This window comes from Sorangium sp. So ce362 (genome assembly GCF_051519845.1).
In the GTDB taxonomy this organism is placed as follows: domain Bacteria; phylum Myxococcota_A; class Polyangia; order Polyangiales; family Polyangiaceae; genus Sorangium.
On sequence record NZ_CP150332.1, the window covers coordinates 450109 to 466147 of the forward strand.

General features: G+C 70.2%; 11 protein-coding genes and 1 pseudogene. 7 read left to right on the plus strand and 5 right to left on the minus strand.

What is annotated here, in order from left to right; translation table 11 throughout:
- Window positions 1–613 precede the first annotated feature (613 nt).
- The 3 genes from WMF17_RS01730 to WMF17_RS01740 all read left to right on the plus strand — a co-directional run bounded on the left by WMF17_RS01730 (window position 614) and on the right by WMF17_RS01740 (window position 4666).
- Window positions 614–2134, plus strand: coding sequence for an RNA polymerase sigma factor (locus WMF17_RS01730; protein WP_437647681.1), 1521 nt, complete (start codon window positions 614–616; stop codon window positions 2132–2134).
- A gap of 83 nt (window positions 2135–2217) precedes the next feature.
- A complete protein-coding gene (locus WMF17_RS01735; protein WP_437647683.1) occupies window positions 2218–3390 on the plus strand; it encodes a hypothetical protein in 1173 nt (390 codons plus the stop codon).
- A gap of 268 nt (window positions 3391–3658) precedes the next feature.
- Window positions 3659–4666, plus strand: a complete 1008-nt coding sequence (locus WMF17_RS01740; protein WP_437647685.1) for a hypothetical protein — start codon at window positions 3659–3661, stop codon at window positions 4664–4666.
- 208 nt (window positions 4667–4874) lie between these two features.
- Here the strand turns inward: WMF17_RS01740 and WMF17_RS01745 are convergent, their stop codons facing one another.
- On the minus strand, window positions 4875–6461 hold the full coding sequence (locus tag WMF17_RS01745) for an ATP-binding protein (protein WP_437647687.1): 1587 nt from the start codon (window positions 6459–6461) through the stop codon (window positions 4875–4877).
- Between the two features lie 636 nt (window positions 6462–7097).
- Here WMF17_RS01745 and WMF17_RS01750 point away from each other — a divergent pair.
- The gene (locus tag WMF17_RS01750) at window positions 7098–7730 is read left to right on the plus strand and encodes a glutathione S-transferase family protein (RefSeq protein ID WP_437600262.1); all 633 of its coding nucleotides are present in this window, start codon (window positions 7098–7100) and stop codon (window positions 7728–7730) included.
- A 195-nt stretch (window positions 7731–7925) separates the two neighbouring features.
- Here WMF17_RS01750 and WMF17_RS01755 read toward each other — a convergent pair whose 3' ends face one another.
- The 3 genes and pseudogenes from WMF17_RS01755 to WMF17_RS01765 form a co-directional block, all read right to left on the minus strand.
- Window positions 7926–9038 carry an alpha/beta hydrolase family esterase gene (locus WMF17_RS01755; RefSeq protein WP_437647689.1) on the minus strand — a complete coding sequence of 371 codons (1113 nt, stop codon included), beginning with the start codon at window positions 9036–9038 and terminating at the stop codon, window positions 7926–7928.
- 323 nt (window positions 9039–9361) lie between these two features.
- Window positions 9362–9577, minus strand: a complete 216-nt coding sequence (locus tag WMF17_RS01760) for an IS66 family transposase (protein ID WP_437647691.1) — start codon at window positions 9575–9577, stop codon at window positions 9362–9364.
- Between the two features lie 74 nt (window positions 9578–9651).
- Window positions 9652–10120, minus strand: a pseudogene (locus WMF17_RS01765) (efflux RND transporter permease subunit); the annotation flags it as partial.
- 1114 nt (window positions 10121–11234) lie between these two features.
- On the opposite strand from WMF17_RS01765, the gene WMF17_RS01770 reads away from it, so the two are divergent.
- The 3 genes from WMF17_RS01770 to WMF17_RS01780 all read left to right on the plus strand — a co-directional run bounded on the left by WMF17_RS01770 (window position 11235) and on the right by WMF17_RS01780 (window position 15244).
- A complete protein-coding gene (locus WMF17_RS01770) occupies window positions 11235–12536 on the plus strand; it encodes a tetratricopeptide repeat protein (protein WP_437647693.1) in 1302 nt (433 codons plus the stop codon).
- Between the two features lie 905 nt (window positions 12537–13441).
- Window positions 13442–14701, plus strand: a complete 1260-nt coding sequence (gene ltrA / locus WMF17_RS01775) for a group II intron reverse transcriptase/maturase (RefSeq protein WP_437643507.1) — start codon at window positions 13442–13444, stop codon at window positions 14699–14701.
- 159 nt (window positions 14702–14860) lie between these two features.
- Window positions 14861–15244, plus strand: a complete 384-nt coding sequence (locus WMF17_RS01780; RefSeq protein WP_437647695.1) for a DUF4180 domain-containing protein — start codon at window positions 14861–14863, stop codon at window positions 15242–15244.
- A 174-nt stretch (window positions 15245–15418) separates the two neighbouring features.
- Here WMF17_RS01780 and WMF17_RS01785 read toward each other — a convergent pair whose 3' ends face one another.
- Complete coding sequence (locus WMF17_RS01785) at window positions 15419–16036, minus strand: class I SAM-dependent methyltransferase (protein ID WP_437647697.1); 618 nt, start codon at window positions 16034–16036, stop codon at window positions 15419–15421.
- Window positions 16037–16039 lie beyond the last annotated feature (3 nt).

Genomic DNA, 16039 nt, shown 5'->3' on the forward strand with positions numbered 1-16039 from the left:
TCAGGCGCAGCTCGCCGCGTGGCCCGCGGTCGAGCTCGTGAGCCACGATCGACGTGAGGTTCTGGCGCTCGACATCGCCGCGCTCGGCTGGACGCGGGCGCTACGGTGACCTCCTCTGCGGCCGGAGCGCGCCTCGCAGCGACGACCTGCTCGGCTGGCCCATGAGCTCGACCGGGTTGTCACCGCAGAACATTCATGGGTCTCCGCTCAGGGCGCGGAGGCAGATATGGACCTACGCCTTTAGCGACGACGGGCGGCTCATGGAGGCGCGCACCCCGGAGGGGAGGACGATCTCGTTCGCCTATGACGCGTTCGGCCGCAGGATCGATCAAGGTCGAGCAGGACAACCTCTCGTTCCCGACGGATGAAGAGATCGCGCTCTGCGCGCGCTCGGGCGTCCTGCTCGCCGAGTAGGAAGCGTACGGGGCCCCTCCCTGAGCGCACGGAGCGCGCGATGAGGGAGGGGCAGACCGCTGCGCGCACTGCTGCTCAAGCCGTGGAAGCGCAAGCGCAGCGTCCCGCCCCGCCCCCCTCGGCGCCGCCCCCGCCCCCCCTCGGCACCCGCCCCTGCCGATTCCGTGACGACTCCGGGGGCTCACCCGCAATTCTAAACATGAGCCCTCTTTCTCTTCCCCCGCGTCCGCCCCCCGACCTCGTCCAGCACAGCACCTGGACGTCCATGCACGCGACCGCCGTTCACGTCCTCCCGGGGATGCTCCGGTACCTCGGGGTCGCCGAGGACGACATCGACGACCTCTCCCAGGAGGTCCTGCTCGGCGCCTACACGAGCCTCCCACGGTACGACCCCGCCTCGACCCCTCCGCCGGCGCCCGGTACGCCGTCCGGTCCATCGCTCCCGCACGGCCTCGGCCCGCGCTGGCGCGCCGAGGCCGCCTGGCTCTTCGGGATCGCCTGGCGCCAGGTCGGGCACCACCTGGAGCGCGCTTACCGGCGGCGCGAGGTGCCCGTGGGCCTCGTGGACGCGGCGTGCTTCGAGACCGCCGGCGTCGCGCCGAGCAGCGAGCAGCACATCGCCCGGAAAGAGCGGGGCGCGCTCGCGACCTGCCTGCTGGCGAAGATCGCGCCCGAACGGCGCGCCGTCCTCCTCCTGGCCGACGCGTACGAGATCCCGATGCACGAGATCGCGCGCGCCCTCGATCTCAACGAGAACACCGCCGCGAGCCGGCTGCGCCTCGCGCGCGAGGACTACCGCGCCGCCGTGAAGCGCCTGCGACCCGAGCAGCAGCAGGCGCTCCGGTCCGGTCTGCTCATGCTCCCGCTCTTCTCCCTCACCTCCGCCTCCTCGAGCTCCGCCGTCGCGTCGCACCCCATTCACTCCGGCGCCTCGGCCATCGCCGACACGAACCCGCCCGCGACCCTTGCCAGCCCGCGGAGCGAGCTCGGACGACACGACCTCGCAGCTCCGCCCGGGGATCCCGCTCGACCCGCGCGCCTCGCACGCCTGGCGCGCCTCGCACGCCCCCTCGCCCGGCTCCTCCGCCCGGCGCTGGAGTGGGGAACGGCAGGCATCGGCGGCGCCGCCATGGCCGTGGCGCTCGCTGAAGCGCCGGTCCCCTGGGCGAACCACTTGGCTCCGGTCGCGACACAGATCCTCCTTGCGCGCGCCGTCCACACGAATGCACAGCCGGCCACCGATCTCGGCGAAGCTCCGCACTCCGGAACGGCGCGACGCGAGGCGATCTCGATCGCTACCAGGGAGATCGCTATCTCTCCGAAGGAAACGCCAGCGTCCTCCACGAAGGAATCGCCAGCCTCCTCCCCGGAGGAAACGCCAGCCTCCCGAACGCCCACACCCACACCCACTCCCGCGCCGGCGGACGGCTCCGGCCAGCGCAAGCCCGCCGCGCCGATGCCGCAGGCTCGCTCCGACGAGGAGCAGGCTCGCTCCGGCGAGGAGCAGGATCCGCTCGCCGAGGAGCTGCGCCTGCTCGATGCGGCCAGGCAGGCGCTGCTGCAAGGCGACCGGGCAACCGCGATGGATCGCATCGCCGCCCACGAGCGAGGGTTCCCGCAGGGCCGGCTGAAGCTGCTGCGCGAGCGGCTGCGATCGAAGGTGGACCCGAGGCGGTCCGCGCCGGCCGGCAGCGCGGCCACGCAGCAGGAGCTCCCGTGACGGCGCGAACGAGGCGCGCGCGCCGGACATCGCATGGCGAGAGCGCGATCACGACGCGGGCCCGGCGCGCAGGGGTCGCGGCGATGACCGCCGCCGCGATCTCGGCGCTCGGGATCGCTCCGGTCCAGGCCGAGCCGAATGCCACGCCGACCCGCGTGCGGCTCGAGCTCATCCGAGGGCCAGGCGTCGAGGATTGTCCCGATGAGCAGTTCCTGCGCGCACAGACGATCCGGAAGATGGACGGGGTCGATCCCTACGACGCCGAGGCGCCGCTCACGATGACCGCGTCCATCCAGCGCCGGCGCGGCGAGCTCACCGCCTCGCTGTTCCTCCTCGATCGCGACGGCCGCGGACTCTGGGCCGACGGGTTCAGCGCCGGCAAGGATTGCAGGGTGCTCGTCACCGCCATGGCCGTGTCGATCGCCGTCCTGCTCGACGACGACGAGCTCGCCGCTGCGCCGGGCGCACCGACCGCACCGCCCGAGCTCTCTGCTGCGCCGGGCGCACCGACCGCACCGCAGCAGCCCGTCCAGCAGGCATTGCGGCCCGAGGAACCCTGCTCGCCGGACCGCCCCTGCCCGCCGCAGCCCGTCCATGCTCCGGCACCGGCGCCGCTCCCCCACGAGACGCCGCTCTCTGACAAGACGCCGCTCTCCGACAAGACGCCGCTCTCCGACAAGACGCCGCTCCCCCACAAGACGCTGCCCACGCCCGCGCCGTCCGGGAGCAGCGTGCCGCCAGCTCCGGCGGAGCGCTTCCGCTGGGTGGCCGGCCTCGACGCCGTGACGGGCCTCGGCTTGACGCCCGGCGTTGCCCTCGGGTCGGCGCTGTCCATCGGGGGACGCTGGCCGGCGTGGTCCGCGGCGCTGGAGATCCGCGGGCTCTCCTCGCTGTCGGGGAGGGTCGACGCCGTGGCCATGTCGGTGTCGACCGTCACGGCGGATGTCGTCCTCTGCCTGAACCGCCGCGCCCTGTTCGTATGCGGCCTCGCGGAGATCGGCGTGCTCCGTGCGGCGCCCAGCGTTCCATTCGACGCGGCATCGCGGCTGAACCTCCGCGTCGGTACAGGGGTACGGGCGGGCATCGCGTGGCCTCTTTCGGAGAATCTATCCGTGCGGGCACACGCCGAGGTCGTTCACCCCGTGATCGACGACCCAATCCTTCGCCACCCAGGCGCTGCTGTACGCGAGCGCCCCGTCTGGAGCGCTCCTGCACTCGCCGTGGCACTCGGAATCGGTCTACAGGCGAAGCTGTGAGAGCGATCCGAAAATGAGCGCAACGAAACTCAGCCGCGCTGAGGAAACGAGAGAGAAAATTTTCTCGATACCAGGAATGGTGCCCATGAGAATGTTCGTCAATCATCCTTCTTGTGCCGGGGACTCGCGTCTGAGTAAGGTCTCAGACATGCGCACGTCACGCTTCGTCCTTCCAGGATTGCTGCTGGTCGCAGGCTGCGGATTAACAGATCCCATCGTCATCACGGGCCCCTGTCAGCCTGAAGAGGCCAAGCTGGGATATTGCACGTTGCCCGACGCCGGAACCGGCGATGACGGCGGCGGCGCCGGCGGTGGCGGCGCCGGCGGTGAGGGCGGCGCCGCCGGTGGTGGCGGCGGCGGCGACGCGCACAGCTCGCTCTGCTCCGGCCAGTGCGCCCCGCCCGCGCCGCTCGGCTGGTTCGGCCCGGCGTTGCTCTGGTCCGGCCCGCCCAACGCGGTCCCCGACTGCCCCGCCGACGCGCCGACGCTCGGCTACGAGGGCTTCGCCGATCTCCGGCAGCCGCCCCTGGAGTGCGCGACCTGCGCGTGCGATCCGCCCGAGGCCTCGTGCGCGCTTCCCCCCGATTGGTCGGCCCATGCCGCCTCCTGCGCCGATGACGCGCCCGGCACCGTGGCGACCTCCTTCGCCGCGCCCGACGGCTGGGACGGCGCCTGCACCGAGGCGAACCCGATCCCCGCCGACCAGCTCTGCGACGGCGAGCCCTGCGTGCAGTCGCTCACGATCGCCGCCCCCTTGGTCACGGCCGGCGCCTGCACGCCGCGCCTCGACGTCCCGCCGCCCGTGCCCAGGCTCGATCTGTGGGCGACGCGGGCCAGGGCGTGCCTCGCCGGGGCGTACACCGAGTGCGGCGACGCGACGACGTGTGTGCCGTCCGCGCCCTCGGGCTTCCAGACCTGCATCTTCCACGAGGGGGACGCCGCGGCCTGTCCGGAGGGGTACGCCGTCAGGCACCGCTTCTTCAAGGACGTGATCGACGGCCGCGACTGCACCCCCTGCGGCTGCGGCGATCCGACAGGCGCCTCGTGCACCCTCATGGCGTCCGTGTACCGCGACGCCGCCTGCACGGACCTGCTCGCGTCGAGCCTCGTCACCTCGAGCGTCCCGTTCTGCGTCGTGACGCCTCCCGGCGTGAGCCTGGGCAGCAAATCGGCCGTGATCGCCGCCGTGGAGCCGGGCGCGTGCGCTCCGCACGGCGGCGAGCCCGTCGGCGACCTCCAGCCGAGCACGCCCTCCACGTTCTGCTGCATCGCCTGAGCTCCTCCCCCGGGAGCTCTCCCTCACCAGGGAGTGGTGGGGTCATTTGAACATGAAGGCGGGAAGGGGGAAGAAAATCATCAATAATCTTGCCATCTTCCCGCCTTCTCGCCTTCCTGTGACATCGCTCTGGGCCAATGCCCCCACCACCCACAAGGGCGCAACGCTCCGCCACCCTGGCCCCGCGTGCCCCGCGCGCGCCCCCACTTCAACACCCCGCCGCCTCCCTCCGCGGCAGCCGCGCCGTGAACGTCGTCCCCCGTTCCGCCTTGCTCTCGACCTCGATCTCCCCGCCGTGCGCCTTCGCGATCTGGTGCGCGATGAACAGCCCGAGCCCGAGCCCGCGCCCCGTGCTCGACCGTCCGTCCGCGGGCGGCTGTTGCCACGGATCGAACAGCGTCTCCAGCCGCTCCGGCGCGATCGCCGGCCCGTCGTTGTGCACCTCGATCTGCACGTCCTCCCCGCGCGGCCGGATCGCCACCCGGATGGCGCTCCCCGGGTCGGCATAGTCGACAGCGTTCTGCACGAGGTTGGTCACCATCTGGGCGATCCGCTCGGGATCCCACAGCCCGGCGCCGCTCCCCTGCAGATCGAGCCCGATCGGCACCTCCTGCTGCATGGCCCTGAGCTCGTCGATCGCCCCCTTGCAGAGGACATGGAGGTTCCCCGGGCTCGGCGCGATCGGGATGCTTCCGCCGAAGCGGCTCCGCGTCAGGTCGAGCAGGTCGTCGATCGTCCGCGCCATGCGGCGGGCGCTCGCCGCGATACGCTCGACGCTCCTCGCCTGGCGCGGCGTCACGTTGCCGTGGTGCATCAGCACGCTTGTCGCCAGCGTGACGGACGTGAGCGGCGTGCGCAGATAATGGCTGAGCGCGCCCAGGAACCGATCGCGAAACGCGAGCTCGTCGATCCGCTCCGCCTCCGCCCGCTTGCGATCCGAGATGTCGATCACCGTGCCGAGCATCCGGACGCTGCGCCCCGCGGCGTCGAAGAACGCGCGCCCCTGCACGCAGACCCAGCGCTCGATCCGGTCGCGGATCCCCACGAGGCGGTACTCGATGCTGTACTCGCCGCCGCTCTCCGGGTCCTGCGACCGCAGCACGGCCTCCTGCACGCGCGCGCGATCGTCGGGGTGGATCGCCGAGACGAAGAGCTCGAAATCGACGTCCGGCTCCGGACCCAGCCCGGACACCTGCCGGCAGCGGTCGTCCCAGCGCAGCTTGCCGGTCACGGTGTCGTAATCCCAGACCCCCACGCCGCCGGCCTGCGTGGCGAGCCGCAGGCGCGCAGCGCTGTCCTCGAGCGCGGCGCGCGCCGCTGTCTCGATCTCGCGGGCGCTCGTCCACATGCTCGCGTCCACCACCGCGTGGAGGACCTGCGCCTCCCTCACCCCAAGGGGGATCCCCTGGGCGGCGCACACCTCGATGAGCACCGCCCGGAGGTGCGATAGCTCGCGCAGGGCCGCCGCGATGCAGCTGCCCTGCGCGGCGTGAAGGTGCGCGTGGTCCTCGACCCGCCCGTAGGCGCTCTGGAGCTCCCCGTCCTCATCGGCGAGGGGCTCGGCGAGCCCGCTCGCCGCGAGCGCCTCGGCGCGCCCGCTCGCCGCGAGCGCCTCGACGAGGTGCTCGAAGAGCCTCGGGACCTCGTGGACGAGCACCGGACCCCTGTTCCGCTGCGCCGCCGCCGCCCTGGGATCGTCGCGCACCCGGCGCGTCCAGCGCTCGATCACGTCGCGCTTGCAGCTGCGCAGCCTGGCGGCGGGGGAGGTCTCCACGGGCGGACCGGCGTCATCCATCGCCACAAAAGCGAGCGCGCGCCAGCGCGGATGTCACGTGAGGACACCCCCTGATTGACGCGTCGGTGGCCGTCATACGGCCTCGCGCCCGGTGCCAAGGGGCCAAGGACGCCAGGAGGAGAAGAAGAAAGAGAGGGAGACAGATCGCCGAGGCGCCCAGAGAGCCCGGAAATCCTCTTCCGAGCGCCCTCGGCGTCTTTCTGCTCTTCTCCGGGTCGCTCCACCCGGCGCGGCCAGGCGCCGCGCTGGTTCCGTGCGTCAGAGATCCCGCCAGAACAACCGGTCGATGACGAGCGGTCGCCGAAAATGGTGGCGATCGCCATCGTTTTCCGCCTGTTTCGCCGCCGAGGGCGGCTCCGGTGCCGCCCATCGGGGCGCCCTCCGCCGCCGCGTCGCCCGTGGTCAAGGGCCCGCAGCATCACCGGTGTGCTCGTTCGTGTGGCCGCGGCTCGAGCCGGTGATCATCGCCGGGTAGCGGTCGAGGTCGCCACGCGCCGAGGCGGGAGCCATGAACGCGGCGGGCAGAGGAATTCAAATCTGCCGCACCTGGCGCCGCGCCCAACGGGGCCGGCCTCTGGTAGCCTCCGCCGCGCCGCCGACCGACCGGCGGAAACGAACGGAGAAAGAGACACCACCATGGCCATCGTTCTTTACCACCACCCGTTTTCGCGCGCCGCCAACACCGTGTGGATGCTCGAGGAAGTCGGCGTCGAGTACGAGCTCAAGTTCGTCGACATCATGGCCGGCGACCAGAAGAAGGAGGACGTCACGAAGCTCAATCCGATGGGCAAGCTGCCCTTGCTCGTCGACGGCGACACCGTCGTCACCGAATCCGCGGCGATCGGCCTCTATCTCGCGGATCGTTATGCCCCGGGCCGCCTCGCGCCGAAGCTCGACGACGCGGCGCGCGGCACTTATTTTCGCTGGTCGCTCTTCGCCCCCTCGGTCATCGAGCCCGGCTCGATGGCCAAGGCCGGCAACTGGGAGTTCCGCGTCGGCTCCGCCGGCTGGGGCAACTACGACGACATGATCGCGACGATGGAATCGGCCATCTCTGGCCGTGACTTCGTCCTCGGCAAGGCGTTCTCGATGGCCGACGTCATCTTCGGCGGCACCATCGCGTACATGCTCGACTTCAAGATGCTCGAGCCGCGCCCGAGCTTCACCGGATATGCCGCGCGGGTCAAAGCCCGCCCGGCGTACGCGAAGAGCGAGGCGCGCAACAAAGCCGTGATGGACGAGCGCGGCCTCAAGATGCCTGGGGCTTAAGGGGCGCATCGGGCGGCGCCGCGCGCGCCAAGGGGCGCATCGGCGTGCCGTGGGCACACGTGAGTTTACTCGGCTGTGGTAGTTTGTCTACACCACGCTGGCGCGCTGGGGGCGGCCCCTGTTCCCCTGCAGGCGAGACGCCCCGAGCGCGGCGCTACGCGCGGGCGAGGGGCCCGTCCGCGGCGAGGACGTCGGTCAGAACTGCTTGAAGAACTTCCACGACTCGATGGGAATCCAATTCGGATTGCCGTCGATGTTCGTGTGCCCGCCGCCGAAGGTGCACACCCGCGTCGGATGCTCCGGATCGCAATCCTGGAAATCGTAGCAGCTGTACGCGCCGTTTGACGTCGGGATGTTGTTCGGAATCGTGCAGCCGTTGTCTTCGGCTTTTTCGAGGGCGATGAACTTGGCCCCTCTCTTTTGACCTTCGTTGTTCACCCAGGGGCAAGTCCCGTCGCTCATGCCCGTCGTGTGCATCCAAGCAATGGGCTTACGTGTCTTTTCAGGCAACCAGATGTTGTAGTTGGCCGGGGCGATGCCCACGGCCGCACGGATCTCCGCTTGATGGTTCGTCGACAGCGAATAGGTGATCATCCCTCCGAAGCTGAAGCCTGTCGCGAACACGCGGGTCGTGTCGTAGCATACATTCTCATGCATGAGCTTCATGATGTCGTCGAACAGCGCGTGGTCCTTCTCTTGCCACGTTGCACCGTCCGAGGAGGGGGCCACGAAGATGGCTTGCTCTCCGTCGGCCTCTAGCTGCGGTTTGAGAAAGTAGAAGTTTTGCCCCTGGACGTCTTGCCAGCGGCTGCCGATCCAGTGTGACGTGTAGAACAGCCGGTAGGGCTTGTTCATGTCGTAGTTCCTGGGCATATCGACGTAGTACACGCGATTTTGGCCCGAACTTGAGATCGTATACTCCTTGGTCGTCAACGTGGTTGCTTTGCCGCACCCCGCGCTCAGCACAGGCGCGTTCCCCATGGGAATGGCTCCTTCGGGCCAGCCACCCATGCCAGCCCCGCCGCTGCCGGTCGGCTCAGCCCCGCCACTCCCGCCGCTGTTGTCACCGCCGGTCCCAGCCACGGTGGTGCCGCTGGAGGTCGCAACGCCGCTGCCGCTCGCGCTGCTGCCGCCCGCGCTACTGCCGCTCGCGCTACTGACGGAACCGGTCGTCGTCGCTCCGCCCGCTCCGCCCGCTCCGCCCGCTCCGTCGTTGTTCGAGTCGGACTCGGCGGGGGCGCACGAAATCGCGACCCAACTCGCAAGGGTGACACAAAAGGCGAGTCGGCTGAACGTTTGATCTTGCATCACAGGTCTCCTACGAACCGGAATCAGGTGAAAAGGAAACTGAACGATTCGAGCGTGTCAAGGGCGACTCGCCACGCTCTCCTCACTGAACGGATCATGTTGACGAAGAGCTCGGTACTCAGGAGGACCCGAGCAAACCGAAACAAAAGGGTGGCCTCGACTGGAATGTGAACGCTCACATTGCCGGTGTCAATTCCAATCGACCGGCCCGCGGGTATCTTCGGGCCCGAGGGAGGACATGGCTGGCAGGGCTCGTTCGGAGCGCCGCGTTAAGAGGGGTGGGCGCCGGACCGCGGCCATCGCCGGACTGCCCGATTACAATCCTACTGCCAGCCTGTCATGTTGCCGCGGCCGATGCGGAAACCGTGCCGGTCCGACTCCACGTCTTGTCGGTAGCAGGGCGTGTGGTAGTCGAGCTCGTGGACGAGCAGGTGGGCCAAGAGGCTCGGATCGGCAAGGCGCCTGTCCATCGGGCGCTCCGGCAGCGAGGCGATCATCACCGGCTCGCCGCTGCCCGCGATGGGCTGGACGGTCTCCATGGGGCCGCCACGCCGGTAACGCCGCCGGTGGAGGGAGGGCGCCGCTATTGCTGCGGCGTGGCCGGGTGCGCCGTGCTGGCGGGCGCGCTTCGCCCTGCGCGCCGCGTCCGGAGCCGCGCGAGGTCCTCGGGCCGGCTCCGCTGCTCCGCGAGCAGGCGCGCGCGGACGCCGATGCGGCGCCCGTCGTCGTTGTACTTGGCGATGCGTCCGCCGCCGATCAGCGTGTTCAGCGTCGTCGCGATCGCCTCGACGCTCACGCCGAGGTGCGCCGCGCGCGCGGTCGGGCACGATGCGGAGCTCGGGCATGCCGAGCTGGTAGTCCGTGTCGAGATCCACGACGAGGCCGCTCTGGGCGAGCTCGCCCCGGATGCGCTCGCTGTGCTTCGTGAGCTCCCCCCGGTCGGGGCCGCGGACCGAGAGCTCGACCGGGAACCCGCGCTGGGCCGTGAAGCCGGACTGGGAGAGATCCTGCACCACGGCGCGCAGGCCGGGGTAGCCGTTCAGCTCCTTGCGGAGCACGCCCTGGAGCTCGGCCTGCGAGAGCTCCCGCTGCGCGTAGGCAAATCAAGCCGGATCGCAGGGCGAGGAAGTGTAGCGCGGCAGAGCGAAAGGGTGGGACCGCGAGCTTCGTAGACTCTTCTGGCTTCGCAGGGCGCGGTCCGACGCGCTTGCGCGCCAACGTGGGCGACTCGCCGACGCGAGCACGCCCGCGTACTTGAGAGCGCAGCGCACAGCGGCTTGTCGTACGCGAGCGCGCTCGGACAATACGACGAGATGGTCGTCTCCTACGTCGGAGACTTCGTCGCTTGTGGGCAGGCTTTTTCCGCTTCGGAAGAGTTTTTCTTGGAACTCAAGTCCTTGAACACAAAGTGTGTCCCACCCCCGCCACCTTGGGCAGCATTCCCCGAAAAAGACCCATTATCCACGTGGAACCAAGGAGTCGAAGGGGACTTCTTGAATGAGATCTGGCATCCTTACTTGCAAGAGCTTACTGAGGAGGAGCGCGTTGCGCTCTTGGAGAGGCATCCGGCACCCGCATCCTGGATTGGCACTCCGGTTTGGCGATCGGCCAGTGGACACAAAGAGGAGTGATCGCTGAATCGCGGCTAGGGAGAATAAACGTGAAAAAGCCCATCTGGCAAAGTAGGCTCCGCCCCGAACCTCCGCTCATCCGACGAACGCACGCGGTCTGGTGCTGCCGAAAATCCGTCGGGGAGGAAAAGTCGGCGCAACTGGTCCCAATCGGCGAACTGGAGACGCACCCAGCGCGTAGGCAAATGAAGCCGGATCGCAGCGCGAGGAAGTGTAGCGCGGCAGAGCGAAAGGGTGGGACCGCGAGCGTCGTGATGACTCGGTCCTGGGTCGAAAGAGCGTGGTCCGGGCGGCGCCGCGCGCGCTAAGGGGCGCATCGGCGTGCGGTGGGCACACGTGTCCGTCCGGGCGTTGGTCTGGCCCGGGAGGCGCGTCGCGAGACGCTATACGTCGTCATCGAGCGCCTTGCGGCGCACAACGGTGCTTTTCCAGTACGGTGGTCCCCGGTTGGGAGAGCGTGCTGGAACATCGATGCCTGCTCCGGCTGCCGCGGTCCGGCCCTGGCGCGCGGATCCGGTCTGCGGTCCGGCCCTGGCGTGCGGTCTCCGGTTATCCTGGGCGACCGATGCGTGTGTATCGTTCACTGCCGCTCGTTCTGGTCCTCGCCGCGTCCGGGTGCCGCGACTGCGCGCCGGATCCCTCGGCCGCGCTCCAGCCGGCGCCCGAGGCGCTCGCCTCGGCGCTTGCCGGCGCCGCGGCGCCAGCCGCTGCGTCGAGCGACGCGGCCGTCGCCCCGATCGCCTCGGGCGGCGCCGCGGCGCTCGCCCCCGCGCCCAGCGGCTCGGCCGCCGCGCTGCCCGGGTCATCTCGCGTCGAGGCGGCGCCGGTGGATCGCGAGGCGTACCTCGGCGCCCTCGGCCAGGGACGCGCCGCCGCGCGCCAGGGCCGGTACGCCGAGGCGATCACCGCCTTCGACCGTGCGCTCGCCGCGATGCCGCACGAGCCGCGCGCCCTCGCCGAGCGCGGCCACGCCCGGATGCGCCTCGGCGCGGACCTCGACGCGGCCGCCGCCGACCTGCAGCGCGCCGAGCAGCTCGGGCCCGACGACAAGCTCGCCGCCCAGATCTGGTACAACCTCGGCCTGCTCGACGAGCTGCGCGGCCAGGCCGAGCTGGCCCGCGCCGCCTTTGCCCGGTCGTTCCTCCTGTCGCCCACGGCCGCGGCCAGGGCCAAGGCGGGCCCCGGCATGCCGTGCGGTGTGCTCGTCGAGCGCCGCGGGGCCCCGTCCAGAGACGACTTCCTCGCGCCGAGGCTCGTCGTCGCGCGGGGCTGGCTCGACGCCTACGAGCAGCTCTACCGGGGCAACGACCCGAAGGTGGAGCAGAAGGAGCCCGCGACGGAGGCCGAGGCACAGCGCTCGCTCTGCGAGCGCTACGACACGGATCGCTGCACGGGCCGTTCGCCGTGGCTGCTGACGCGGTACCTGAACAGCATCCTGGGCGAGATCGAGGATCACGTCCTACCGCGGCCGGACGGCTCGCTGCTCGTTTTCCATGCGGGCATGGCGTTGCGGACGACGGCCCTCACGACGATGAACCGGATCGCGTGTATCCCCGAGGAGCGGATCGAGGTGCGGTTCGAGCCCGACGTGGTGCACGTGACGGTCGAGGCGGAGCTCCGCGCCTGGAAGAGCGCGGACGAAGCGGCGGCCGACGCGTGTGACCCCGGGCGGCTCGAGACCGAGGATCTCCTCTACGACGCGAAGACGGGCCGGGAGCTCGTGCGGCTGAGCCGTGCGGGGGGCCGGGACGCGGCCAGGGTGAAGCTCGCCGGGCGCATGGTGGAGGTCGCGGCGGGGACCTGCACGACGATCGTGCCGCTCGACGTGCCCGCCGCCGGCGCTGGGAGGCCGGCGGAGCCGAGATGAGGGGATGAAAGGGGATTCGGGTCGCGGCCGGACGGCGGCGACCTGCAGGTCGGCCGGGGGTGGTCCAGACCAGGCGGCAGCGACCTGCAGGGGTGGTGCCCTAATCAGGGCAGACGGCGCGCCCGGGCGTTGGTCTGGCCCGGGAGGCGTGTGGCGAGACGCTAGAACACCGACGATGAGGTTGATCGAGCGAGAAATGAACCGCCAAGGCGCCGAGGACGCCAAGAAGAGAACAAGATCTTGGCGTCCTCGGCGCCTTGGCGGTTCGATTCTCTGCTCTTTCGAGCGGTTTCAACCCGTTTGTCGTTCGTGCGCCAGGCCAAGCCTGGGCGAGGAGGATGCGATCAGCTGAAACTTCGCGAAGAAACCCGGCGGGTGAGAGTCCCGCCCGGCAAGGTTGGCCCACCAGCCGGAAGCGAGTCTTGCGTGGCGCTGGGTGACCGGCGGCGCGAAGCGTAGACAGCGAGCGTGCGGGCCGTGGGATAGAGCCTCGAAAGAACGGAAGTCGTGGGGCCGACGTCGTGAGCGTAGCGGAAGGCAACATCGTCGCGTCAAGAGCGAGCCCGGGTAGCCCCCACTCGCAGGGCCTGGCGCGGCGACCCACCGGGGTCAGAGACCAGGGCACGTACGCAAGGGTTTCCCGAGGAACCTGGGAGGTCCCGCCGCCTCCACCGAGAGGTGGAACCGCCGAGCGGAGCGCAAGCGAGCGGAGCGGGGGCGACGGGAAGTCGGAGTGCACTCGTAGTACCGCGGAAGCGGGGGAACCAACCCGAGGGACCCCGTGGAGGGAAGGGGAGCACCGGGGCACGGGATCGTTGGAGGGAAAGATGAAGGAGACATCGGGCTCCGAAACCGTCTGCACGAAACTCGAACGAATAGCGGAGCTGGCGCGGCAGGCACCCACCATGGTGCTGACGACGCTCGCCCATCACATCGACCTGGACTGGATGCGCGAAGCCTACCGGCGAACGCGCAAGGACGGCGCGCCCGGCGTGGACCGGCAGACCGCGGAGCAGTACGCGGAGCAACTGGAGGACAACCTCCGGTCGCTGCTGGAACGAGCCAAGGCGGGCACGTACCGCGCGCCGCCGGTGAGGCGGGTCCATATCCCGAAGGGCAACGGGGAAACACGCCCGATCGGCATCCCGACCTTTGAGGACAAGATCCTGCAGCGCGCGGTGGCCATGGTGCTGGAGGCCGTCTTTGAGCAGGATTTTCTTGACTGCTCGTACGGTTTCCGGCCCGGCCGTTCGGCACACCGAGCGCTCGCGTCGTTCTGGGACAAGGCGATGGAGATGGCGGGCGGATGGGTCATCGAGGTCGACATCCGAAAGTTTTTCGACACGGTGGACCGTCAGCACCTGATGGATGCGCTGCGCCGCAGGGTACGAGACGGCGTGCTGCTCCGTCTCATCAGCAAGTGGCTGCACGCGGGCGTGCATGAAGACGGTAGCCTCAGCTACCCGGAGGCCGGCACACCGCAGGGCGGCGTGGTTTCGCCGATCCTGGCGAACATCTACCTGCACGAGGTGCTCGACACGTGGTTCGAGCGCGACGTCCGACCCCGGCTTCGAGGCAGGGTACACCTCATCCGCTACGCGGACGACGCGGTGCTGCTGTTCGAAGTGGAAGAAGACGCGCGCCGGGTGATGGCCGTGCTACCGAAGAGATTCGGCAAGTACGGGCTGAGCCTGCACCCGGACAAGACGCGCCTGTTGCCGTTCCAGCGGCCGCCGAAGAGACCCCCGCCGAGCGGCGGGGCGTCGCCGATGTGGCCGTCGACGTTCGAGCTGCTCGGCTTCATGCATCACTGGGGCAGGTCGCGGCGAGGCAACTGGGCGATCAAACGCAGGACCGCCAAGGACCGCTTCAGCCGCGCGCTGCGGCGCGTGGCGGAGTGGTGCAGGGACCACATGCACGATGAGCTGAGCAGCCAGCAGGAGGGCCTGGCCATGAAGCTGCGGGGTCACTACGAGTACTACGGGATCACCGGGAACTCGGAGGCGCTCCGTCGCTTCGCCTGGGAGGTCGTGGCGGTGTGGCGCAAGTGGCTCGATCGCCGCTCGCAGAACGCCAAGATGACCTGGGAGCGGATGCACCGATCGCTGGAGAGGTACCCCCTTCCGCGGCCGCGCATCACGCACCCCGCTCCTGCCCGCTCGTAGCGAACCCGTGTCCCGAAGAGCCGGATGCGGGAATTCCGCACGTCCGGATCTGTGGGGGGCCGGGGGGTAGTCGACCCCGGCCTACCCGACTAGGATGCGCGCGGGCGCAGCGGATCGGGAGGTCGGGTCGGCGGCGCCTGGGAGAACAGCGAGGGAGCGATGGAGCTGAGGGAGGTCGACGAGGGCGGCGTGCAGTTCGTGGAAGGCGCGCCGGATCAGGGGCTCATGTCGAGCGTCCGCGACGTCAATCGCGTGATCGAGGCGTGCTTCTCGGACCAGGTGAGCGGCGCCCTCCTCTATGCGGCGAACCTGACGGCCGCCTTCTTTGACCTCAGCTCGGGAGAGGCCGGGGAGATCCTGCAAAAGCTCAGGAACTACTCGATCCGGCTCGCCGTCGTGTGCCCACCGGGCGGCGTCCGCTTCAGCAGCCGGTTCGGGGAGCTCGTGACCGAGGAGCGCCGCGGCGCCTACTTCGGGGTGTTCGAGGCGCGCGACGCCGCCGTCGCGTGGCTCCGCCAGACGTCCGACGCAGAGGCGGTCTGACCCACGGCGGCGTCGGGACAAGCCGCGCTCCTCTCGGCCGTGAGGGGGGCGACCCGCGCCGGCGGGGCGCGGGGCGAGCCGCGCGCCGGCGGTCGCGAGGGCAGGGGTCAGTCGCGATCCGGGGCGCCCAGCGGGAAGAGCGGGCGGTAGGGCCGCGCCTCGTCGATCGCGCGCTCAGGGGGCCGCCAGCGGCTTCCGCCCCCGGATCATCGCGATCGGCATCAGCGCGGTGCGCATCCGGTCGATCTCCGCGACGTCCGAGTACCCCGCGCCGGTCAGCAGCGCGGGCAGGAGATCGGCCAGGTTCTCGCGGAGGTGCGCGAAGCGGTTCAGCGCCCACGCGACCGCGCGCCCCGCCGCGCCGCGCGGCGGACCGAAGTCGGCGAGGAGCAGGGCGCCGCCCGGGCGGAGCACGCGGAAGATCTCCAGCGCGGCCCGCCGCTTGTCGTCCGGGGCGAGGTGATGGAACATCAGGCTCGACACGACGCGGTCGAAGGTGCCGTCCGGATACGGCAGCGCCCACGCCATGGCGCGCTCGAAGCGAACGGCCGCGCCGGCGCGCGCGGCCTTGTCGCGCGCGATGGCGAGGACCTCGTCGTCGCCGTCGGCGGCGTGCACCTCGACGCCGGGGTGGCGCTGGCTCGCGAGCACCGCGAGCGTGCCGGTGCCGCAGCCCACGTCGAGCACCCGCTGGCCGGGGGCGAGATCCATGTGCTCGAGGAGCCGGCTCCTGAAGGCCTCCTCGCGGATTAGCAGGCGGACCCCTGTGTCGTAGAAGCGGGTCAGGACCACCGC

Coding starts and splice junctions, on each gene's coding strand:
- WMF17_RS01755 (WP_437647689.1), bottom strand. CDS start 9,038: ATGCAAGATCAAACGTTCAGCCGACTCGCCTTTTGTGTCACCCTTGCG.
- WMF17_RS01735 (WP_437647683.1), top strand. CDS start 2,218: ATGACCGCCGCCGCGATCTCGGCGCTCGGGATCGCTCCGGTCCAGGCC.
- WMF17_RS01770 (WP_437647693.1), top strand. CDS start 11,235: ATGCGTGTGTATCGTTCACTGCCGCTCGTTCTGGTCCTCGCCGCGTCC.
- WMF17_RS01760 (WP_437647691.1), bottom strand. CDS start 9,577: ATGGAGACCGTCCAGCCCATCGCGGGCAGCGGCGAGCCGGTGATGATC.
- ltrA (WP_437643507.1), top strand. CDS start 13,442: ATGGTGCTGACGACGCTCGCCCATCACATCGACCTGGACTGGATGCGC.
- WMF17_RS01745 (WP_437647687.1), bottom strand. CDS start 6,461: ATGGATGACGCCGGTCCGCCCGTGGAGACCTCCCCCGCCGCCAGGCTG.
- WMF17_RS01730 (WP_437647681.1), top strand. CDS start 614: ATGAGCCCTCTTTCTCTTCCCCCGCGTCCGCCCCCCGACCTCGTCCAG.
- WMF17_RS01780 (WP_437647695.1), top strand. CDS start 14,861: ATGGAGCTGAGGGAGGTCGACGAGGGCGGCGTGCAGTTCGTGGAAGGC.
- WMF17_RS01750 (WP_437600262.1), top strand. CDS start 7,098: ATGGCCATCGTTCTTTACCACCACCCGTTTTCGCGCGCCGCCAACACC.